Origin of the sequence: Bradyrhizobium sp. R2.2-H, from assembly GCF_004346455.1 — a bacterium.
In the GTDB taxonomy this organism is placed as follows: domain Bacteria; phylum Pseudomonadota; class Alphaproteobacteria; order Rhizobiales; family Xanthobacteraceae; genus Bradyrhizobium; species Bradyrhizobium diversitatis.
The window spans coordinates 103,832-124,275 of sequence record NZ_SMBR01000010.1 but is presented as its reverse complement, the minus strand read 5'-3'; the positions used below and the strand labels follow the sequence as shown (position 1 = coordinate 124,275).

General features: G+C 65.0%; 19 protein-coding genes. 7 read left to right on the top strand and 12 right to left on the bottom strand.

The features are described 5' to 3' along the window. Nucleotides 1-9: 9 nt before the first annotated feature. From EDE08_RS25275 to EDE08_RS25265, 3 genes are all read right to left on the bottom strand, one after another. Nucleotides 10-639 carry a CvpA family protein gene (locus EDE08_RS25275; protein ID WP_061876699.1) on the bottom strand — a complete coding sequence of 210 codons (630 nt, stop codon included), beginning with the start codon at nt 637-639 and terminating at the stop codon, nt 10-12. A gap of 167 nt (nt 640-806) precedes the next feature. Further along, the gene (gene radA / locus EDE08_RS25270) at nt 807-2,252 is read right to left on the bottom strand and encodes a DNA repair protein RadA (RefSeq protein WP_131871525.1); all 1,446 of its coding nucleotides are present in this window, start codon (nt 2,250-2,252) and stop codon (nt 807-809) included. Between the two features lie 85 nt (nt 2,253-2,337). Continuing rightward, nucleotides 2,338-3,741, bottom strand: coding sequence for an adenylate/guanylate cyclase domain-containing protein (locus tag EDE08_RS25265; RefSeq protein WP_131871526.1), 1,404 nt, complete (start codon nt 3,739-3,741; stop codon nt 2,338-2,340). A 258-nt stretch (nt 3,742-3,999) separates the two neighbouring features. Between EDE08_RS25265 and EDE08_RS25260 the strand changes: the two genes are divergently transcribed. Together EDE08_RS25260 and EDE08_RS25255 are read left to right on the top strand one after the other, a co-directional pair. Continuing rightward, on the top strand, nt 4,000-5,148 hold the full coding sequence (locus tag EDE08_RS25260; RefSeq protein WP_502700640.1) for an ABC transporter substrate-binding protein: 1,149 nt from the start codon (nt 4,000-4,002) through the stop codon (nt 5,146-5,148). Further along, nucleotides 5,148-7,217 (top strand): putative bifunctional diguanylate cyclase/phosphodiesterase, encoded by a 2,070-nt coding sequence (locus EDE08_RS25255; protein WP_131871528.1) that lies wholly within the window; start codon nt 5,148-5,150, stop codon nt 7,215-7,217. Before EDE08_RS25260 ends, EDE08_RS25255 begins: the two co-directional genes overlap by 1 nt. A gap of 11 nt (nt 7,218-7,228) precedes the next feature. Here the strand turns inward: EDE08_RS25255 and EDE08_RS25250 are convergent, their stop codons facing one another. Next, on the bottom strand, nt 7,229-7,954 hold the full coding sequence (locus tag EDE08_RS25250) for a sulfite exporter TauE/SafE family protein (protein WP_131871529.1): 726 nt from the start codon (nt 7,952-7,954) through the stop codon (nt 7,229-7,231). A gap of 131 nt (nt 7,955-8,085) precedes the next feature. Here EDE08_RS25250 and EDE08_RS25245 point away from each other — a divergent pair, with 131 nt between their 5' ends. After that, nucleotides 8,086-8,862 carry a potassium channel family protein gene (locus tag EDE08_RS25245; protein ID WP_131871530.1) on the top strand — a complete coding sequence of 259 codons (777 nt, stop codon included), beginning with the start codon at nt 8,086-8,088 and terminating at the stop codon, nt 8,860-8,862. A gap of 179 nt (nt 8,863-9,041) precedes the next feature. Here the strand turns inward: EDE08_RS25245 and EDE08_RS25240 are convergent, their stop codons facing one another. Then, complete coding sequence (locus tag EDE08_RS25240) at nt 9,042-9,812, bottom strand: exodeoxyribonuclease III (RefSeq protein WP_131871531.1); 771 nt, start codon at nt 9,810-9,812, stop codon at nt 9,042-9,044. 40 nt (nt 9,813-9,852) lie between these two features. Between EDE08_RS25240 and EDE08_RS25235 the strand changes: the two genes are divergently transcribed. Continuing rightward, nucleotides 9,853-10,068, top strand: coding sequence for a hypothetical protein (locus EDE08_RS25235; protein ID WP_131871532.1), 216 nt, complete (start codon nt 9,853-9,855; stop codon nt 10,066-10,068). A gap of 154 nt (nt 10,069-10,222) precedes the next feature. Here the strand turns inward: EDE08_RS25235 and alr are convergent, their stop codons facing one another. The 3 genes from alr to EDE08_RS25215 all read right to left on the bottom strand — a co-directional run bounded on the left by alr (nt 10,223) and on the right by EDE08_RS25215 (nt 15,064). Beyond that, nucleotides 10,223-11,494: an alanine racemase gene (alr, locus tag EDE08_RS25230; RefSeq protein ID WP_165936177.1), complete on the bottom strand. Its 1,272-nt coding sequence runs from the start codon at nt 11,492-11,494 to the stop codon at nt 10,223-10,225. Nucleotides 11,495-11,540: 46 nt separating this feature from the next. Then, nucleotides 11,541-13,052 carry a replicative DNA helicase gene (locus EDE08_RS25225; RefSeq protein ID WP_061876691.1) on the bottom strand — a complete coding sequence of 504 codons (1,512 nt, stop codon included), beginning with the start codon at nt 13,050-13,052 and terminating at the stop codon, nt 11,541-11,543. A gap of 761 nt (nt 13,053-13,813) precedes the next feature. Further along, nucleotides 13,814-15,064, bottom strand: coding sequence for a cyclopropane fatty acid synthase (locus EDE08_RS25215; RefSeq protein ID WP_165936162.1), 1,251 nt, complete (start codon nt 15,062-15,064; stop codon nt 13,814-13,816). 276 nt (nt 15,065-15,340) lie between these two features. Between EDE08_RS25215 and EDE08_RS25210 the strand changes: the two genes are divergently transcribed. The 3 genes from EDE08_RS25210 (at nt 15,341) to EDE08_RS25200 (ending at nt 17,488) form a co-directional block, all read left to right on the top strand. Beyond that, complete coding sequence (locus EDE08_RS25210) at nt 15,341-16,303, top strand: hypothetical protein (protein ID WP_165936163.1); 963 nt, start codon at nt 15,341-15,343, stop codon at nt 16,301-16,303. A 109-nt stretch (nt 16,304-16,412) separates the two neighbouring features. After that, a complete protein-coding gene (locus EDE08_RS25205) occupies nt 16,413-17,009 on the top strand; it encodes a TetR/AcrR family transcriptional regulator (protein ID WP_131871537.1) in 597 nt (198 codons plus the stop codon). An 11-nt stretch (nt 17,010-17,020) separates the two neighbouring features. Further along, nucleotides 17,021-17,488: a PaaI family thioesterase gene (locus EDE08_RS25200; RefSeq protein WP_131871538.1), complete on the top strand. Its 468-nt coding sequence runs from the start codon at nt 17,021-17,023 to the stop codon at nt 17,486-17,488. A 136-nt stretch (nt 17,489-17,624) separates the two neighbouring features. Here EDE08_RS25200 and rplI read toward each other — a convergent pair whose 3' ends face one another. The 4 genes from rplI to rpsF form a co-directional block, all read right to left on the bottom strand. Continuing rightward, nucleotides 17,625-18,224, bottom strand: coding sequence for a 50S ribosomal protein L9 (gene rplI, locus EDE08_RS25195; protein WP_131871539.1), 600 nt, complete (start codon nt 18,222-18,224; stop codon nt 17,625-17,627). Nucleotides 18,225-18,272: 48 nt separating this feature from the next. Beyond that, entirely contained in the window at nt 18,273-19,253 is a 981-nt protein-coding gene (locus tag EDE08_RS25190; RefSeq protein WP_131871540.1) for a DUF2232 domain-containing protein, read from the bottom strand. Between the two features lie 134 nt (nt 19,254-19,387). Continuing rightward, nucleotides 19,388-19,627 carry a 30S ribosomal protein S18 gene (gene rpsR, locus EDE08_RS25185; protein WP_007592020.1) on the bottom strand — a complete coding sequence of 80 codons (240 nt, stop codon included), beginning with the start codon at nt 19,625-19,627 and terminating at the stop codon, nt 19,388-19,390. Nucleotides 19,628-19,632: 5 nt separating this feature from the next. After that, nucleotides 19,633-20,103, bottom strand: a complete 471-nt coding sequence (gene rpsF, locus EDE08_RS25180; protein WP_131871541.1) for a 30S ribosomal protein S6 — start codon at nt 20,101-20,103, stop codon at nt 19,633-19,635. Nucleotides 20,104-20,444: the final 341 nt, after the last annotated feature.

Here is a 20,444-nt window from a genome sequence, read left to right as displayed (position 1 = left end):
AGGGCTCAATCAACGCGCCGCAGGTTTCTCGATCAGCTTTTTCAGGCTGTCACGAGCAGGTTTACTGTATCCGTCGCCACTGCCCGAAGGCTGCTGCTCGGATTCAGCTTGGTCATCATCTGGTTTGTTTTTCTTGAATCTCTTCAAGATGGTGTTCTCGGGGTCGTCAGGCAAGAGGGCCATCAGCCAGTCCCCGGTTCCCTGGAGCACCACGCGGGACTTGGCCCCCGAAACCCAGTCCGGACGCTGCTTGTCCGGAACCAGCCAGGTGAAGAACAGGAAAGCGACCACGACGATCAAAAGGCCGCGAGCCAGGCCAAACAGGAAGCCGAGGGTGCGGTCCAGCGCGCCGATCCGCGAATCCAGGATCATGTCGGAGATCCGGACCGTGATCACGGAGACCACGACCAGTGTGCCCACGAACACGCCGGCGACGACGACCACGCTCGCGACCGTGTCGTTGTTGAAATAGGTTTTGGCGGTCGGCAGCAGCTTCGAGAACGAGTACAAGGTCACGATTGCCGCCGCGCCCCAGGCCGCAATCGACAGGATTTCGCGCATGAAGCCGCGGACCATCGCGAGCAGGCCCGAGATCAGCATCACACCGAGCAGGATCAGGTCGAGGAGTGTAACTGGCATCGGCTGGTCTGGTCCGCTCGTACTGTCAAAGGCGCTCAGCGAATCGGTGTTTGGCCGCTGCCCTAAAAGAAGGGCAGACGGCGTTCCCGGCAAGGCCGCAACCACGCAATCCCATGCTGCTTTTGTGACGGCTGTATAGCGGCGGGGGCCCCCGGCGTCACCTCCACCTAACCCTCTCCGCGGCGGAATCTTGCCGGTGTGGCATTTTTCTCTGCCGCGGCGTTCGATTCGCCTCGGCGGGAGCCGCGGGCGGCGATCTCGGCCACCAATGTCGTCAGGCTGTTCACCGCATTAAGCGACAATCCGGCATCGCCGCCGGTCTCGCCGCGGGCCGATTCGGGCAGCACGGCGCGCTGGAAGCCGAGTTTTGCCGCCTCCTTCAGCCGCGCCGGGGTCTGCGCCACCGGACGCACCACGCCGGAGAGCGAGATTTCGCCGAAATAAACGGCATCGGTGGGTAACTGCGCATTAACCAGGGACGACACCAGCGCCGCGGCGGCGGCGAGGTCGGCCGCAGGCTCGTGGATGCGCAGGCCGCCGGCGACGTTCAGATAGACATCATGGCCGGACAGCTTGACCCCGCAATGCGCCTCCAGCACCGCCAGCACCATCGAGAGCCGGCTCGGGTCCCAGCCGACCACGGCGCGGCGCGGGGTGCCGAGCGAGGTCGGCGCCACCAGCGCCTGCAATTCGACCAGGACGGGCCTTGTGCCCTCGATGCCCGCAAAGACTGCGGTGCCGGGCGTGCCGAGATCGCGCTCGGACAGGAACAGCTCGGAGGGGTTGGTGACCTCGCGCAGCCCGAGGCCCGTCATCTCGAACACGCCGATCTCGTCGGTCGGGCCGAAGCGGTTCTTCACGGCGCGCAGGATCCGGAATTGCTGCGAGCCTTCGCCCTCGAACGACATCACCGCGTCGACCATGTGCTCGACCACGCGGGGGCCGGCGATCTGGCCGTCCTTGGTGACGTGGCCGACCAGGATGATGGCGGCTCCCGTCTTCTTCGCGAAGCGGATCAGCGCCTGCGCCGAGGCGCGCACCTGTGTCACGGTCCCGGGCGCCGATTCCACCGTGTCGGTCCACATGGTCTGGATCGAGTCGATCACGATCAGCCGCGGCACCGCGCCTTCCGACAGCGTCGAGACGATGTCCTCCACCGAGGTCTCGGCGGCGAGCTGGACCGGCGCGTCCGACAGCCCGAGCCGCTCGGCGCGCAGGCGCACCTGGGCCACCGCCTCTTCGCCGGAGATGTAGACCACGCGGTGGCCGGCGCGCGCCAAGAGGCTGGTCGCCTGCGTCAGCAGCGTCGACTTGCCGATCCCGGGATCGCCGCCGACCAGCAGCACCGAGCCGCGGACGAAGCCGCCGCCGGTGACGCGGTCGAGCTCGGTCATGCCTGAGGAGAGGCGCGGCGCATCGGGGCTTTTCCCGGCAAGGCTCTCCAGCGCAAACGTTCGGCCCTTGCGCTTGGAGCGGATCGACACCGGCACGCTGCCGCTGGTGTCTTCTTCCGCGAGCGTATTCCACTCGCCGCAGGATTCGCACTTGCCCTGCCAGCGGTTGTAGGCTGCGCCGCAGTTCTGGCAGACGAAGGAGAGAGTGCTCTTGGCCATGGGGGAAATAGCGGTCTCGGTGTGGCGGGCGAGCGGTTCTTAGCACGAATAAGGGCGATGGGTGCCGATGCATCCACCGCAAGCTTCAAGGGTCGACGTTGGCGCATGTCCAGATGCCGACGGGTCGCTCGAGGCCGCGAACGGTCTGTGCCGGCCGCTCGACGAGCGCTGCGAAATCGGTACTCGAGTGATTCGGTTCGGCGTGGGCCTGTTGTACCAGCGCGTCGCTGACGACGATAGCGCATCCGAATTCGCGGGTCAGCGCTTCGAGGCGGCTCGCCGCATTCACGGTGGTCCCGATTACGGCGAATTCGAGCCGGTTGAGGCCGATATCGCCCAGCACCACTTGCCCGTAGTGCAGGCCGACGCTGACCTGGATCGGCGGTTCGTTGCGATCGCTACGCTCTCTGTTCAACTTGGCGATCGAGGCGATCATGCCCCTCGCGCAACGCAAGGCGTTCAGCGCATCGGAATCGCCGACGAACGGCGTGCCGAAAGTCGCCATGAGTCCATCCCCGAGATATTTGTCGAGCGTTCCGCCGTGCTGGAACACTTCCCGTTCCATTCGCTCATGGAATTGCCGCAGCGTCTCGATGACGTCCTTCGGGTCGCGTCCATCGGCATAGGCGGTGAATTCCACGATATCTGCAAACAGCACCGCGACGTCCTGCGTTCGGACCTTCGCGAGGGGCTCGTCATTGCCGGAGAGTTCATCGACCACATTGGGGGAGAAGTAACGCGCCAGATTGGCACGTTCGCGCTCGAGTCCGGCGTGACTGATCAAGAGCGCATTGGAACGGCGCACCGCCAGCGCCAGGATAGCGGCCACAATGATGAATACGATCACTTGCTGGAAACGCTCGCCGAAACCGATCGACGAGGGATCGAGGATATTGAACATGCGAATATCCGCCCCGATCGCCTCCCTGACGCGCTCAGACAGCGCGGCATGGGTTTCCGGTTGCAGATATGCCCAGCCGACGGCAATGGCCCAGAGAACTCCGGTCCACATGCCCATCGCGAGTACCGTTCGCCAGGAATAGGCGAGGGTGGCGGTGGCGAGGAAAATGAAGAAATAGATGAAGCCGTCGAACCGGAATTGCATTCCGATCGGCCAGTGAACGTTGGTCCAGGGATTGGGCACGACGCTAAGGAAGGTCATCAGCGCCAGGTCGCAAAATATCAGGAAAAGCTCGGGACGCGAGCGGCCCACCTTGCCGACCTTCAATTGCGCCCAGCCGATGACGGCGAAAAGCCCCAGCATCAGGATGTAATAGATGACGTCCCAGTTCGGTGCGATGATCGGCAGGGTAATGGCAGTGACCGCGAGCGCGGCCCAGCGGGCGCGAACGGCCAGCAGCAGGCCATCTCGCTTGCTGTCGGCAAGGGCAGCTTCGGCGAACTTCAGGGTGTCTTGCTTGGCATCGGCTCGCCCGGCCGCATTGGTTCGGAGATTTGTGATATCGGCCGCTTCCGCCAGTGCGCTCAAGACACATCTCCCCGGTCGAACATCAGATCGTGCGATCGTGCACGGAGCGTCGATCAAGGTGGCACGCCTGAGAGCTCGCGGCCACCCAGCGATGGCTGAGGGCACGGAAGGGGCGCCTGATCGCCAACGCTTCGATTATCTCAATCCGACACGACAGATATACCGTTCATTAGCTCTATGCCGCTGTGGCCAGGTTGATTTTGCAAAGTGTTAGCCGACGCGCGTCCAACCTCGGAACCGATCGGGGTGGGAATGGAAATGCCGAGATTCCGACGAATATTGCTCGCTGCGGGCATGGCCTGCAGCATTTTCGCGTATGCCGGCGGGAGCCTTGCAAAGCCCCTCGACATCGTCTTCGTCAATCCCGGCAAGACCGGTGAGGTCTACTGGGACATGGTCGCGCAGACCATGCAGGCCGCCGGCCGCCGGCTCGACGCGCATGTCGAGGTGCTGACCAGCGAGCGGAATTACCGCACCATGCAGGAGCTCGGCTTCGGCGTGGTGGCACGTCCCGACAAGCCCGATTTCCTCATCCTGTCGAACGAGGAGTCCGCCGCCGTCCCGATCCTGGAGGCGGCCGAGGCTGCGGGCGTCAAGACGCTGCTGCTCTCGAACACGCTGATCGGCGAGGATGCGGCGCGTCTTGGACCGCCGCGCGAGAAGCTCAAGACCTGGCTCGGCGACATCACGACCGATCTGCAGACTGCGGGTGCACGGATGGCCAATGCGCTGATCGGGGTGGCGCGTGCCGAGAAATCGCAGAGCCCCGACGGCAAGATCCACATTCTCGGAATCGGCGGCGACGAGATCACACCGGCCTCGATTGCCCGCAACGCCGGTCTCAAGCTGGCCGTGGATGCCGCGCCTGACGTCGTGGTGGACCGGCTGCTGTTCGCCAACTGGACGCAGTCGGAGGCCGAGCGGGTCACGGCGAATTACCTGGGCTGGGCTTCTCGCAAGGGAATCCGGCCCGCCGGCATATGGGCCGGAAACGATCCGATGGCGCTCGGCGCGCTCCGCGCGGCGATCGCTGCCGGCCTTGTGCCCGGTCGAAACATCCAGGTGGTGGGTCTCAACTGGTCCGAGGACGCCCTGCGCGAGATCAAGGCGGGTCGTCTGCTCCTGACCGACGGCGGGCATTTCCTGCTCGGCGGCTGGTCGATCGTTCTCCTGCGCGATTATGCCGATGGCTGCGATTTCGCAGCCGTTTCCCCCCGCGTCGAGGTCAAGACGTCTGCGATCACGCGCGACAACCTCGCTTCGATTGGCGACCTCATCAGGACGCGAACGTTCGATCGGATCGACTTTGCGCGGTTCAGGGCGAAGGCCGGACGCTGCGGCCAATATGACTTCTCCCTCGATGCGCTCATCTCGTCGCTGCCGCTTCCCGAAGGCGTTGCCGACTGATGCGGAACGATGAGGCGGTGACTGAGCCGGATCGCAACGAGCAGGCGGCGCCAGCACGCCTGGGCTCGGTCGTCCACGCGATGATTTGGGCCACCGTGCCCGTTCTGCTGCTGGTGCAACTACTCGCCTCCGCCGGCGTCGAGGCATCGAGCTTCTGGTCGCAGGTCAGGCAGCTCGACGCCCGCATCGCTCGCGTCGCCGAGAGCCGAGCCGAGCTGATCGCCGAGCCCTTGTGGAAGATGCGTTACGACCAGGTCACCGGCGTGCTCAACGAGATCATGCACGACGAGACCATCGCCGCGGCGGCGGTTTATGACGATACCGGCGCCGCCATTGCCCGCGTGGTCGCGCGGGCCGAAGACCAGGCGGTCGCGGAAGTCTCGCGCCCGATCCACTACAGCAATGGCAACATGGCCGTTGAGGCCGGCCGCATCGCCATTGCCTATTCGCGTGCGACGCTGTACGCGGATGCGGGCAGCCGCCTGGTGTTGCTGCTGGTGGTCGGCCTGCTCGCGACGTTTGCGACCCTGATCGCCATGCGGATCTCCGCCAACATCTTCATCGGCCGGCCGCTGGCGGCCATGATGTCGGCGATACAGCGCAGCAAGCAGGATGGCCGCGCCTATCCGGCGGACGTCACGTCCTCGAACGAATTCGGCCAGCTCGCGCGCGCCTTCAACGCCATGCAGCACACGACGTCAGGCGCGCTGGACCGGCTCGGGCACATGGCGACGCACGATCCGCTCACGGGACTGCCGAACCGGCGCTCCCTGACCGAGCGCCTGGCCGTGGCGAGCCGGGACGGAGGCTCGCCGGATACGCTGGTCGCGTTCTGCTTCATCGATCTCGACGACTTCAAGGGCGTCAACGACACCTTCGGTCACGAGGCCGGCGACAAGTTCCTGGTTCAGATTTCGGAGCGTCTTCGTAGCGCGGTCGAAGCGGAGGACTGGGTTGCACGGCTCGGTGGCGACGAGTTCGTCGTCATTCGTCCCGAGGTGAGCCACGAGCAGGCGGCGCACGCGTTCGCTCAGCATGTGCTGGAGGCCATTTCCGAGCCGATCCGCCTCCACGACAAGCAAGTGGTGCCGCGTGCCAGCATCGGCCTTGCCGTGCGCCGCGCCGACGATCCGGAGCTGTCGCATCTGCCGACGCTCGCCGACATCGCGCTCTATCATGCCAAGAGCAAAGCGCCGGGCACGGTCGCCGTGCTGGACGAAGCGCTCCAGCGCGACTACCGCCGCCGCAGGGATCTCGAGCTCGCCATTCCCACCGGCTTCGCCGAGGGGCAGTTCGAGGTCTGGTACCAGAGCCAGGTCGATCTCGAAACCCACGACATCGTCGGTCTGGAAGCGCTGATCCGCTGGCGCCATCCTGAACATGGCGTGATCGGCCCCGGCGAATTCTTGCCGCTGATCGAGCGCAGCGGCAACAATGCGCGGCTGACCCGCTACGTGCTGACCGATGCCTGCTGGGCCTTGCAACGGTTGGCCGCCGCCGGCAGGCCGCAGATCCGGATCGCGATCAATTTGCCGCCGTCAGAGCTCGCCGACCATTCGCTCGCCGCCGAGCTGCGCGCGACCTGTGCGCGCTTCGACGTTGCGGCTTCATCTCTCGAACTCGAGATCACCGAGGGATCGCTGATCAACAACATCGCCAGCGCCACCGAGACGTTGCACCGCCTGCGGCGCTTAGGTGCCACGATCGCGCTCGACGATTTCGGCACCGGCTACAGCTCGCTCGCTCACCTCAGGCGCTTCCCGCTCGACAAGGTCAAGATCGACAAGGCGTTCATCCGGGAGATTCCCGAGAGCGCGGAGGACAAGGCCATCGTCGGCGTGATCGCCTCGCTCGCCGACACGTTGGGGCTGACCCTGGTCGCAGAAGGCATCGAGCGCGCCGAGCAGGCCGAGGCCATGCGTGATATGGGCGTGAGGTTGGGGCAGGGCTTCCTCTATCAGCGGCCGCAGCCGCTCGAGGTCCTGTTGCAATGGCTCAACAGCCAGCCGGCGGCGCCGAGAAGTGGCACCACCGGGAGCCCATCGATCGCGCCGGAATTCGCCGCCTGAACGCGGCTGTCTTACGGCTGGGCTGCGCTCCAGAGCATCGAAAGGCCAGCTGCGATCATGATCGCGTCCATCACCAGGCGGAACACGTCCGGCCTCAGATGCAGCACGAAGCGTTTTGCGATGAAGGCACCTGACATCAGCGAGGAGCCCGCGATCAGGCCCTTCAAGAACACATCGGCCGTCAGCGCGCCGAAACGCTCGAAGGTCACTGATTTCGCGAAGTAGAGGCCGAGCGAAGAGGCCGCTTCGGTGGCGAGGAAGGCGCCCTTGCTGAGCCCGTAGAACAGGAACAGCGGCACGCTGAGCGGGCCGGTCGAGACCACGATGCCCGTGAGATAGCCGATGACTGCGCCGCCGACAGCCAGATGCCAGAGATTGGCCTTGAGGTCGTGCCGCGCCAGCCAGTGCCGCACCGGCACCATCGCGATCAGGAAGATACCGATGGCGAGATCGACGACGTGCGAGGGCAGCGCCAGCAACGTCCGCGCACCGAGCGCTGCGGCGGGAATGCCCGTGACCGAATAGGCCGCGCAGGCCCGCCAATCGACCTCACGCCACCAGGCCAGGATCCGCGAGAAGTTCGCCATCACGGAGGCGACCGCCATGATCGGCACGGCCTCCTTCGGCCCATAGGCATAGACCAGCACCGGCATCAGCATGATCGACGAGCCGGTGCCGACGATGCCGGAGATGGTGCCGGCGACGAGGCCGACGCTGAGGACGAAGAGAAAGGCCAAGACAGTCTCCACGAATCGGGAGAGTTTAGCGCCTGGCAGCGGTACCGGCGATTCGCGCCGGGCGAGGGAACCTGTGCTTGCCGCGGGCTTTTCGAATTGCAATCATCGGTGCGAACCGGGATCATGATGCCGTGACCCTCACGTCTCTCAGAAGCAACGTGCGCGACCTTTACGAGGGTGCGACGTCGAGCGGCGTGCGCTTCCGCTATGCGCTGCTCGTCTTCGACATCGTGACGGTGCTGTTCATCATCGCAACCTCGTTCCTGCAGCCCAGTGAGATCATTGAAACGCTCGATGTCCTGTTCGGCGTCATGCTGCTTGCCGACTTCTCGGCTCGGCTCCTCGTCGCTCGGCATCCGTTTCGAAAATTCACTGAAATCGCAACGTGGGCCGACATGGTTGCAATCGTATCCTTCCTGGCGCCGCTTGCCGGCGAGGCGGGCGGTTTTCTCCGGATCCTGCGAACCTTGGGGCTGCTTCGTGACTACCAGATGCTGGTGAGGTTGCGCGTCGATTCTCCGTTCTTTCGTCGCAACGAAGACGTCATCTTCGCCGTCACGAACCTGGCAGTCTTCATATTCGTCATGACCGGGATCGTTTACGAGACTCAGAAATTTCGCAACGACGAGATCAGGAACTATGCCGACGCCCTGTATTTCACCGTCACGGCGCTGACGACGACCGGCTTTGGCGACATTACCCTGTCGGGCACGGTCGGTCGCTTGATAACCGTCGTGATCATGATTTTCGGCGTAACGCTGTTCTTCAATCTCGCCCGCGCGCTCCTCAGTCCCAACAAGGTGCGATTTCCGTGTCCGGCTTGCGGGCTCCAGAGGCATGACGCCGACGCCGTGCATTGCAAGGCCTGTGGCAAGATTCTCAATATTCCCGATGAAGGGGCGATCTGAAGAGCCCTCGGCGGCGACGTGGACGCCTTCGATGGTGACATCATGCCAGTGTTTTGCCCGACAGATCAACTTTGATTTCGGGTTATCCGTAAGCCATTGACCGGATAGGGGTCGGCTACTGTGCATGGGGTTGTTTTTCATGTTTTCGTCGGGCTACCCGCTGCTGACGGCCACTTGGCTCACCGCAGCACCACCCACGCCGGCGCGTGATCGCTGGCGCCGTCCTCGCCGCGGATCTTCCTGTCGACGCCGGCTTTTGCCAGGCGCAGGGCGAGGGCAGGGCTGAGCAGGAGATGATCGAGCCGCAGGCCTGCGTCGCGCGGCCAGCGGTTTCGCTTGTAGTCCCAGAACGTGTAGATGCGCTCGCTTGGATGGAGCTCGCGGATCGCGTCGCACCAGCCTTGTTCGACCAGCGATGCAAAGGCCGCGCGGCTCTTCGGCTGGATCAGCGCATCCTTGTCCCACGAGCGCGTCAGGTAGATGTCGATCTCGGTTGGCGCGACGTTGTAGTCGCCGGCGAGCACCACGGGCAGATCCTGCTTGATGAACGTCTTGGCGTGGCGCTTGAGCCGCGCGAACCAGTCGAGCTTGTAGTCGAATTTCGGCCCCGGCTGCGGATTGCCGTTGGGCAAGTAGATGCTGGTGACGATGATGCCGCGCACGGCGGCTTCGATGTAGCGGGCTTCGCGATCGCCAGGCATTCCCGGCAAGCGGTCGCGGGTGAGAATGGGCTCGGCATTGCGGGCCAGGATGGCGACGCCGTTCCATGTCTTCTGTCCACACCAGACCGCACCGTAGCCGGCCTTTTCGATCGCAGCCGCCGGAAATTCGCCATCACTTGCCTTCAACTCTTGAAGCGCGACGACATCGGGCTTTGCGACGCGCATCCATGCCAACAGATTGGGCAGGCGGCGGTTGATGTTGTTGATGTTGAATGTCGCGATCTTCATGTAGAGCTACCGGCTCCTGCCTTCCGTCTCCGGAGATACAATGTCCAAATTGAGCTTTGCCGCCATCGCCTTCGTCGTCGCGTACTCCGGGGCCACGGCACAGTCGGCCGAAACGCGCGGCGCGTGCAAGGCGGACTACGACAAGTTCTGCGCCGGCATCTCGCCGGGCGGCGGCATCGTCGCATGCCTCAACGCCAAACGCGACCAGCTCAGCGCGACCTGCAAGGCGGCACTCGACAGCCGGAAGAAGAAGTAAACCTCGTGTCCCGGACAAGCCGCAGCGCGAAAGCGATGCGGCGCAGAGCCGGGACCCAGACGGGCGACACGGTACACTGTTGAGAGATGGGGCCCGGCTCTGCAGCGCATCGCTGAAGGAGCGCGGCGCTGCGTCCGGGGCACGAGAACGCCACTTAGCCCGGCGGTGGGGCCGCCGGCTGCTCGATCGGCGGTGGGGAAGGCGGCTGGCCGGTACTCGCCTCGGGCTCCGGCCTTGCGAGCGGCTCCACCACATCGCCGCCCTTGTAGACGCGCGCATAGCGGTGGCCGAGGCTGGTCAGCACCTCGTAGCCGATCGTGCCGAAATGGTGTGCGAGTTCGTCGACGGTGATGCCGTCGCCGAGCAGCGTTACCATGTGACCGCGCCGCGCCGCGTTCGGCGGCAGGTCGGTGATGTCGATGGCGATGAGGTCCATCGAGATGCGGCCCGCGATCGGGCAGCGCTTGCCGGCCACGATGACGTCGGCGCCGCGGGTGCCGTCATTGGAGCTGGCGGCACGGAAATAGCCGTCGGCATAACCGACCGCGATGATCGCGAGTTTCGTCGGCCGCCGCGCGGTCCAGGTGCCGCCATAGCCGACGCTCTCGCCGCGCTCGATATTGCGGATCTGCACGATGCGCGCCTTGAGCTCGACCACCGGCTGCATCGGATTGTCGGCCTCCGGCGTCGGGTTGACGCCGTAGAGCGCGGCCCCCGGTCGGACCAGGTCGAACTGGAATGGCGCACCGAGGAAGATGCCGGAGGAATTCGCGAGGGCCGCCGGGACGCCCGTGAACTCGCTGGCAATGTTGCGGAAGGTCGCGAGCTGCTTGGCATTCATGGGGCTGTTGAGCTGCTCGGCCGAGACCAGATGGCTCATCACCAGCGTGATGCCGTGATCGCCGGCGTTGATGCGGGGGATGATGGCCTGCGCGTCCGCAAGCGTCAGGCCGAGCCGGTTCATGCCGGTGTCGATGTGAACAGCCGCGCCCCCGGTCCAGCCGCTGCGGCGGCAGAATACGTCCCATTCGGCGAGCTCGTTCAGATCGCCGATCACCGGACGGCAATTGAACTTGGCGTAGTGCTCGCCGGTGTTCTGGAAATAACCGCCGAGCACGTAGATCGTGGGCTCCGGCACGGCGGCGCGCACTTTGCGCGCCTCCTCGAGGGTGGCGACGAAGAAGGTCCTGCAGCCCGCTCTGCTCAGCGCCCGTGACACCTGCTCGGCGCCGCAGCCATAGGCGTCGGCCTTGATCACCGCCGAGCATTCGGCCGGCACCGCCGTCTTCTCGAGCTTGCGCCAATTGGCGATGACAGCATCGAGATCGACGGTCAGCACGCCGCCATAGGCCGCGAGCGCGGCAGCCTGATTGGCCTCCCCGGAGAGAAGGCCGGATTGCGAGAGGGGTTTCGGGTCGGACGCCATTGTCATGGCGCCGTTTTACGCAAGTGGCCGGTCCGGTTCAAGGAACTCAGTAGTCGTTGTCGCTGCGAGCCGGCAGCTGGCTGTCAGGCGCAAGATCGCCGAACCGCGTGACCGAGGCTTCGAACGCCAGATCGACGGTGCCGGTCGGGCCGTGGCGCTGCTTGCCGATGATGACCTCGGCCTTTCCGTGCGCAAGACTCATGTCGAGCTGCCACTTCTCGTGTTCAGGCGTGCCTGGGCGGGGCTCCTTCATCGCGAGGTAATACTCCTCGCGGTAAACGAACAGCACAACGTCGGCGTCCTGCTCGATCGATCCGGATTCGCGCAAGTCGGAGAGCTGCGGTCGCTTGTCGTCGCGGGATTCGACCTGGCGTGAGAGCTGGGACAGCGCGATCACGGGAACGTTGAGCTCCTTGGCGAGCGCTTTCAGGCTGGTGGTGATCTCCGTGATTTCCTGCACGCGGCTGTCACTGGCGCGCTTGCTCGAACCCGAGAGCAGTTGGATGTAGTCGATCACGAGCAGATCGAGGCCCTTCTGGCGCTTCAGCCGTCGCGCCCGCGCCATCAGCTGCGCGATCGACAGACCGCCGGTGGCGTCGACATAGAACGGCAGCGATTGCAGCTCGATCGAGACCTCCCGGATCTTCTCGAAATCGGCTTCCGAGATGCCGCCGCGGCGGATGTGGGAGGAGGGAACGCCGGTGCGCTCGGCCACGATACGCGTGGCGAGCTGGTCGGCCGACATTTCGCAGGAGAAGAAGCCGATGACGCCGCCATTGGCAGCCTTCGTGGTGCCGTCGGCCTGGAGTTCCGGAACGTAGGCGCGTGCGACATTGTAGGCGATGTTGGTCGCGAGCGAGGTCTTGCCCATGCCGGGACGGCCCGCGACGATGATGAGGTCGGAGTGCTGCAGGCCGCCCATCTTGGTGTCGAGGTCGCGCATGCCCGTCGAGATGCCGGACAGCTTTCCGTCGCGCTGGAACGCCTTTGCCGCGAGATCGACCGCGACCGCCAACGCCTGCGAGAACTTCTGGAAACCGCCGTCATAGCGGCCGGATTCAGCAAGTTCATAGAGCTTGCGCTCGGCGTCCTCGATCTGCGCCCGTGGCTGGAAATCGACCGGTGCGTCGTAGGCGACGTTGACCATGTCCTCGCCGATGCCGATCAGGTCGCGCCGCAACGAGAGGTCGTAGATGGTGCGGCCGTAGTCCTGGGCGTTGATGATGGTGGTGGCTTCGGCGGCAAGCCGCGCCAGATATTGTCCGATGGTCATGCCGCCGACATCGGTATCGGCTGGCAGGAACGTCTTCAGCGTGACGGGCGTCGCGATCTTGCCCATCCGGATCAGGCTGCCGGCGGTCTCGAAGATCGTCTGGTGCAGCGGTTCGAAGAAATGTTTCGCCTCCAGGAAGTCGGAGACGCGGTAGAAGGCGTCGTTGTTGACCAGGATCGCGCCCAGAAGGCTCTGTTCCGCCTCGATATTGTGCGGCGCGCTCCGATAGGCCGGAGTCCCGGCATCGGGCGCGAGTTTGAGAACGTTCGAATCAGTCAGGGCCATGGTCGGAGGTGCTTAGCAATTTTCTTGGGCGGATGCGGGGCCGGGATAAAGCGCCGCCGCAGGCGAAAGCGGAAGCAAAAGCTGATCGCTATCAACCGCTCAGTTAAAATGGTGGATGATTAGCAGTCGCAGCATGCGCCGTGCTTGACGGATTTCCGCGGAACTCGCGCGGCGCGGCAGGGGCCGCGCCATCGAAAAATACTGAAACCCATGAACCCTATCGACCGGCGCGCAGACGTATTGAGAACGCGCGAAATGACGCACGCTGGCCGCGTTCGGCTCGGTTCAGACCAGCAGGAGGTAGACCAGCGCAACCAAGGCGGCCCCGACGCCGGTGACGATCAGGGCATAATCGGTACGGAGGTCGTCCGGCACGTCGAATGAGGTTCGGGTCTCTTTGCTCATGGCGACGGTCTAAGACAGCCCCGACCAGACTTATGTGAAACAGATCACATCTCCCCGGATTCTTTCGGGGATAATGCGGAACAGCCAGGCCGGCCGGGGATTGTCCCATTCCCCCGCCAACAGGGACACGAGGCGAGCGATGCAGCCAGAACGGCAGCACCAGAACTGGCGAAGCGAGGCTGGCAGCCGGCTTTGGCTGTCCGGGTTGATCGCGGCCATGGAGCACGCGCAACGGCCCGACGTCCGTCGCCAGCCGGTCGCACCCGAGATCCTGCGGCAGCTGCGCGCGCAACTGGCCCTAGCGGCATCTTCCCGGACCTCCCTGATGTCGACCCTGCGTCACTAGGACCTGGGGTCTATTCACCAGCCAGCTTGAGCCTGGGCATGGCCGAGGCCTCACGCGCCCGCAGCCGGGCATCCTCCCGCTGGATGTAGTCGCGGGTCATCGGCACCACGCCCTGGCGACGGGTCAGCTGGATCTGGAAGTTCATCATGGCTTGCTTGCGGAACGTCATCTCGCAGGCCGCCAGATAGAACTCCCACATCAGGGCGAAGCGCTCGTCGTAGAGCTGCACCGCCTCCTCGCGCCGCGCCATGAAGCGCTCTCGCCAGGCCTTCAGCGTCTCGGCATAGTGCAGGCGCAGAATCTCGATGTCGCAGACCAGCAGGCCCGCCCGCTCGACCGCCGGCAGCACCTCCGACAGGGCGGGGATGTAGCCGCCGGGGAAGATGTATTTGGCGATCCAGGGATTGGTCGAGTCCGGGCCCTGCGAACGGCCGATCGCGTGCAGCAGCATGACGCCGTCCTCGCTCAGCAATTCGGCGCAGCGCTGAAAATAGGCGTCGTAGAACCTTGCCCCGACATGTTCGAACATGCCGACCGAGACGATGCGGTCGAAGGTACCGTCGATGTCGCGATAATCCTGGAGCTGGAATCTGGCCGAGTCCGTCAGGCCCTTTTCGGCAGCGCGTGCATTGGCGACCTGCAACTGCTCGGTCGACAGCGTGATGCCGGTGAGATCGGCGCCCGCGATCTCGGCGAGATAGAGCCCGAGGCCGCCCCAGCCGGAGCCGATGTCGAGCACGCGCTGGCCGTCCTTGATCAGGAGCTTCGCCGCAATGTGCCGTTTCTTGGCAAGCTGCGCGTCGTCGAGCGGCATCTCCGGCGTTTCGAAATAGGCGCAGCTATATTGCTTGTCGGCATCGAGAAAGAGCGAATAGAGCCGGCCGTCGAGATCGTAGTGATGGGCGACGTTGTGGCGCGCGCGGGTGCGGGGATTGAACTGCTTCAGGTGCCGCGTGAGGTAGCGCAGGTGCCACCACGGTTTAGCCCAGTGCGGCAATAGGTCGGGTTGATCGAGCAGGATCGCGAGGGCATCAGCGATGGTGCCGCGCTCGACCACGAACTCGCCGTCCATATAGGCCTCGCCGAGCCCGAGCTCGGGATTGACGAGGCTCTTCCGCTCCGCATCCGCTGTGACGAAGCGCACCGCGACCGGCTCGCCGGAGCCGTCGCCGACGGTGAACTTCGATCCGTTTGCGCTGGTCACCGTCATCGACCCGCGCCGGATGAATTGAGACAGGAATCTGTGCAACAAACGGTCCATCGACATTTCCTCTCGAGCGAACCCGAAAGATGCGACTAACCCGGCCTTCACATCTGACGCCCAGGCGCCGCAGCGGTTCCTATGCGTTTGCATCCAAATCTAGCGAGCCGGTTCCGGCTGCGCTATTGCGCTGTATTCAAAGCCGATATTCGAAAATGGCTTAATCACATCCTTGCGCGCGGAGCCTGCTTCCATTCGCAGCTCAATCGGTTAAAAGGTGACCGCCGCTGCGCCGGAGGCCGGCTGCATTCGCGGAATTCAATGGAGATGATGGGAATGTCGAGCCGAGCGCTCAGCCTCGCGACGGTATTGCTTCTGACCGGCTTCGGCGCGGCCGATACCGTTCTTGCGCAGGCGACGAACCTCGAAGCCGGCAAGACCCCGTCCCAGCTTTTCGCGCAGACCTGCAACGCCTGCCACAAGAGCCCGCGCGGACTCCTGAAGTCCGTCACGCCGAGCTCGTTGCCGGGATTCCTGCGCCAGCACTACACAACGAGCTCGGACATGGCGGGCGTCCTCGCCTCCTACCTGGTCTCCAACGGTGCCACCGACACCCGCTATCAGGCCAAGGACGGCAAGAAGGACGGCGCCAGGGAGAAGGAATCCAATACCGCTCCGGGCCAGTCGCCTGAGCATCAGGGCCGCCGCCACCGCTCGCAAGAGGCCGCCAGGCCGGAGGGCGAGGGTGCTGCTCCGGCCCCCGAGGGCGCGCGCCAGAAGCGCGCGGCGCGACCTGCCGAGGAAGGTGCGACGCCGGAGGGACAGACAGTGCCCGAGCCGCGCAAAGGCAAGCGGCGCGCCAAGCCGGGCACTGAGGAAGCCCCCAAGGTCGATGCCGCCGCGCCGGCGACCGAGGACAAGAAGAGCGAGCCAAAGCCTGAGGCCGTCAAGCCCGACAGCGTCAAGGCCGAGCCCGACAGCGTCAAGGCCTCCGACAAGGCATCCGAGAAGCCCGTTGAGGCCAGGCCGGATAGCTCAAAGGTCGAGACGCGCGGCAGCGAAGCTCCGGCACTGCGACCCGACCCGGTCCCGCAAGTGGCGCCGGCTGCACCTGCCGCGGCAAGGCCCGCCGAACCGGCGTCGTCCAAGCCGGCGGACGAGGCCGCTTCCAAGCCGGCCGCGCCTGCAGCGAGCCCCGAACCGGCGGCCAGGCCGCAGCAGGACCCGGCACCGCCCGCGACCGCTGCAGCACCGCCGGCGCAGTCGTCCGGCCCGCCGGCACCTCCGATCTCGCGCTAGATCCGCTACCTTCTCACCGACATGCGGAGGCCGCTTTCAATGCGGCCTCCGCATCGCATTGACTACGACTAGAGTATTGCTCTAGAGTGATACTCTAGGAGGCCCGTCGATGGCTGCGAGCGTGCGAGACGATCTGTTGGCGGCCGGGCTGCTGGTGTTCGACCGCGTCGGCTTCGAAGCCGCGACGGTGGCCGCGATCCGCACCCGGGCCCGCGCCTCCAACGGCAGCTTCTTTCATGCCTTCGGTTCGAAGAAGGAGCTCGCCGGTGCGCTGTTCCTGGAGGTCTTGCGGCACTATCACGCCGCGGTGCTGGCGGCGCTCGATCCCGTGCCCGATGCGGAGCAGGGCATCGATCGCCTGATCCGGGCGCATCTCGACTGGGTCGTGACCAGCCGGCGCGAGGCGCGCTACCTCTTCGAGATCTCACGCAGCGAATGGGGCGAGGACGTGCGCAATGCCCAGCGTGCGCAGAACGCGCGGCTTGCCGAAGGCATCGAGCGCTGGCGGGCGCCGCTTGTTGCAGGCGGCGAGCTGCTGCCGATGACGCCGGTGATGTTCGTCAGCCAGCTCATCGGTCCGGCGCAGATCTTCTGCCGTGCCTTTCTGTCGGGGCGCGACCGCACCGATCCGCGCAGTGAGGCCGACACGCTGATCGCTTGCGCCATTCGTGCGCTGAGGCCGCTCGATCGCATCAACAGGCAATAGGGAGAGACCGCATGCGGGCCGAAGCTGATCCGGAATTCGCAGCCGTTGCCGAACGTATCCACGCCAATGTCGGCCGGCAGGGTTTCATGAACCTGGTGGGCGCCGAGCTCTCCGAATTGTCGCGCGGCACCTGCACCATCGCCGTGGAGCGCCGGCCGGAGCTGCTTCAGCAGCACGGCTTCTTTCATGGCGGCGTGACCGCCTTCCTGGTCGACAACGCCACGACGATCGCGGCCGCGACCTCGCGCGGCCAGGCGGCGCTGACGGCCGAATACAAGCTCAACCTGTTGTCGCCAGCGATCGGTGAAAAGCTGATCTGCCGGGCAAAGGTGATCAAGCCGGGCCGACAGGTCGCTGTGGTTGCGGCCGACGTGTTCTGCGTCAGCGACGGAGTCGAGAAACACACGGCAACCGCGCTGGCCTCGATCGCAATGCTGAGCGAGGACGTCGCCGGCAAAACGAAAAGCCCGGCCGCCTGAGGCGACCGGGCTTCTGATTGAATTCGTCATTCCGGGATGGCGCGCAAGCGCCAGACCCGGAATCTCGAGGTTCCCCGGTGCGCAATTGCGCACCATAGTTCAGTCTTGCTGACCGCCCCGGAACGACTTTCCTCGCTTACTTCTCTTCCGCAGCCGGGGCCGGCTCGGCGTCCTCGTGCTGGGCGTCCGGATCGAAGAACTCGCCGGCGGCGGCGATCGCCTCGGCAGCCGCATCGCGGTCCTCGTTGCGGGTCGAGATATCCTCGCCGCGGTTGATGCGCTCGGCCTCGTCCTGGCTGCGCGCGACCGTTACGGTGATCTCGACCTCGACCTCGGGATGAACGGCGACGGTGATCGTATGCTTGCCGATGGTCTTGATCGGCGCATCGAGCTGGATCTGCGGGCGAGCCAGCGAAACGCCATCGGCTTCGAACGCGATGACGATGTCACGCACGTTGACGGAGCCGAACAGCTGGCCGGCTTCCGACGCCTGGCGGATCACGATGATGTTCTTGCCTTCGATCTTCTCGGCGACCTTGGACGCCTCGGCCTTCGAGGCGAGGTTGCGGGCCTCGAGATCGGCCTTCATGCCGTCATACTTGGCGCGGTTGTCGGCGGTGGCGCGCAGCGCCTTGCCGCGCTTGAGCAGGAAATTGCGGGCGTAGCCGTCGCGAACCTTCACGACTTCGCCCATCTGGCCGAGCTTGTTGACGCGTTCCAGCAAAATGACTTCCATATTCGTTCTCCTCTTGAAGTGCTCTGTAGGTTTCAGTTTCGGGGTGACTTAAGGCGTTGGCAGTGGGGGCGGCTGCCGGCCGCGCAGGAAGCGCTCGCGAAAGCCGAACACGGCATCCGCAAGACCGAGGATGACCATCGCGAGCACGGGCCACCCGAACACGACGACGACGACGTAGGTCGAGCCGAGCCAGAATGTGCGGCTCTTCAGCGCGAGCGTCAGCGTATGCAGCACGGCGAAACCGGTCAGCGCATAGGCCATCATCAGCGCGGCCGTGGCGATCTGCGCGACGATGGCAAGCAGTCCGCCGGTGAAGCAGAAGGCCAGCGCGATGCAGAGCGCCACTAGGGTCATTGGCGGCAGTTCGGCCGCCATCAGATCCGGCCAGGGACGGCGCAGCCGGCCCGACGTCGCGGTCACCTTTGCGCTGAGCCAGAGGTTGAGAGTCAGCGTCATCATCGCGATGATCGTGGCGCCGGCCGGGACCATGCGCACCAGCGCGTCGACGAACTGGCTGGCTTCGCCCGAGGTTTGCGGGTCGGTGGTGCGGAGCAGGCGCATCAGCCCGCGCCGCAGCGTGCCGGTGATGGTCTCGGCGTCGCTGCCGAGCGTGAGCAGGGCGGCCATCGTGGTCAGCGTGGCGAAGCCTGCGATCCAGAGCAGGAGGCGGCCGACCGGATACCACTCGATCTCGGGGGCTGGCGCCGATTTGGCGGAGGCGGCGTCCGGCGCGAGACTTCCCACCGGCCGGCCGAGCAGGGCGAGATGGCCGAGCCACCAGGCCGGCAACGCGACGGTGACGGCGAAGGCGATGCAGTAGGGCAGGCCGAACAGGGCGCCGAGGCCGGTCGCGGCGGCAATGCCGCCGAGGCTGGCGCAAAGCGGTCCCCAGCCGATCGCGGCGACCATCAGCGGCAGCGGTGCGAGATAGAACAGGACGAGCGAGATCATCGCGCCCGAGATGATCGAGGCGAACATCAGGGCCGACGCGGCGCCGGCGATCAGGGCAATCAGTGCAAAAGCCATCATCAGCTGTCCCGCTCCCTTCGAGCGGTTAGAGGCGTCGTTTGCCCCAACCATCGGCGACCGGACGACCCGGAAGCCTTATGAGTTCGAAAAAGTCACGACCGGCGGCCCAGCGGCCGCCGGTCGAATTGGTCGTATCAGCGAATGACGTAGGGCAGGAGGCCCAGGAAGCGCGCGCGCTTGATGGCGCGGGCGAGTTCACGCTGCTTCTTCGCGGACACCGCCGTGATGCGGCTCGGCACGATCTTGCCGCGCTCGGAGACGTAACGCATCAGCAGCTTGGAGTCCTTGTAGTCGATCTTCGGCGCATTGGCGCCCGTGAACGGGCAGCTCTTGCGACGACGGAAAAACGGGCGACGTGCACCAGCTTCAGCCATTGGTCTTACTCCCCATCCGTCGTGGTTTCAGTTTCGTCGCGCGGACGGCGCGGACCGCGATCGCCGCGGAAACCGCCCTCGCGGTCGCCCCGGAAGCCGCCTTCGCGCTCGCCGCGGAAGCCGCCGCCACGATCGTCACGCTCGCGGTCGCGGTCGGCCTTGCGCATCATCGCGGACGGGCCTTCCTCGAGCTCCTCGACGCGGACGCTGAGATAGCGGATCACGTCTTCGCTGATGCGCTCCTGGCGCTCGATCTCGGCGATCGCCGCGGACGGCGCGTCGATGTTGAGCAGCACGAAGTGCGCCTTGCGGTTCTTGTTCATGCGGTAGGTGAGGGAGCGCACGCCCCAATTCTCGGTCTTGGTGATCTTGCCGCCGAGACCTTCGACGATACCGGTCATCTGCGCAGTCAGCTCTTCGACCTGCTGCGGGCTCGCGTCCTGGCGCGCAAGAAAAACATGCTCGTAAAGAGGCATGGACGTCCTTTCCTCATGTTGGCGCATCGCCCGGCGTCAAACCCTTAAGAGACCTTCGGAAAGGACTCTGGGATCAAGCTCAGAAGGCGGAAACACGGGACGACGGACCGACTGGCCCTGCCACACCAAAATCACGAATGATTTGCTGAGACCGTCCGTTCAGCTCCCGGCCGGGGTCTGCGGATGCGCGCCTTATACGGATTTTGGCCGGCTTTGCAAGTTTGGGGGCCAAGTTTCGGCCGGATCCCACGCCGGCGAAGCCGGACCATCCTCCCATACCATCATATCTCCTTGATCTGTTTGTTTGTATGACATACAAACAAATCGATGTGGAGGATATC

Bases quoted from the DNA above. Each gene is read 5' to 3' on its own strand.
- alr (WP_165936177.1), bottom strand. From the start codon at position 11,494: ATGGCGTCCGACCCGAAACCCCTCTCGCAATCCGGCCTTCTCTCCGGG.
- rplI (WP_131871539.1), bottom strand. From the start codon at position 18,224: ATGGAAGTCATTTTGCTGGAACGCGTCAACAAGCTCGGCCAGATGGGC.
- EDE08_RS25260 (WP_502700640.1), top strand. From the start codon at position 4,000: ATGCCGAGATTCCGACGAATATTGCTCGCTGCGGGCATGGCCTGCAGC.
- EDE08_RS25255 (WP_131871528.1), top strand. From the start codon at position 5,148: ATGCGGAACGATGAGGCGGTGACTGAGCCGGATCGCAACGAGCAGGCG.
- rpsR (WP_007592020.1), bottom strand. From the start codon at position 19,627: ATGGCTGAAGCTGGTGCACGTCGCCCGTTTTTCCGTCGTCGCAAGAGC.
- EDE08_RS25200 (WP_131871538.1), top strand. From the start codon at position 17,021: ATGCGGGCCGAAGCTGATCCGGAATTCGCAGCCGTTGCCGAACGTATC.
- EDE08_RS25240 (WP_131871531.1), bottom strand. From the start codon at position 9,812: ATGAAGATCGCGACATTCAACATCAACAACATCAACCGCCGCCTGCCC.
- rpsF (WP_131871541.1), bottom strand. From the start codon at position 20,103: ATGCCTCTTTACGAGCATGTTTTTCTTGCGCGCCAGGACGCGAGCCCG.
- EDE08_RS25205 (WP_131871537.1), top strand. From the start codon at position 16,413: ATGGCTGCGAGCGTGCGAGACGATCTGTTGGCGGCCGGGCTGCTGGTG.
- EDE08_RS25215 (WP_165936162.1), bottom strand. From the start codon at position 15,064: ATGGACCGTTTGTTGCACAGATTCCTGTCTCAATTCATCCGGCGCGGG.
- radA (WP_131871525.1), bottom strand. From the start codon at position 2,252: ATGGCCAAGAGCACTCTCTCCTTCGTCTGCCAGAACTGCGGCGCAGCC.
- EDE08_RS25235 (WP_131871532.1), top strand. From the start codon at position 9,853: ATGTCCAAATTGAGCTTTGCCGCCATCGCCTTCGTCGTCGCGTACTCC.
- EDE08_RS25225 (WP_061876691.1), bottom strand. From the start codon at position 13,052: ATGGCCCTGACTGATTCGAACGTTCTCAAACTCGCGCCCGATGCCGGG.
- EDE08_RS25190 (WP_131871540.1), bottom strand. From the start codon at position 19,253: ATGATGGCTTTTGCACTGATTGCCCTGATCGCCGGCGCCGCGTCGGCC.
- EDE08_RS25275 (WP_061876699.1), bottom strand. From the start codon at position 639: ATGCCAGTTACACTCCTCGACCTGATCCTGCTCGGTGTGATGCTGATC.
- EDE08_RS25210 (WP_165936163.1), top strand. From the start codon at position 15,341: ATGTCGAGCCGAGCGCTCAGCCTCGCGACGGTATTGCTTCTGACCGGC.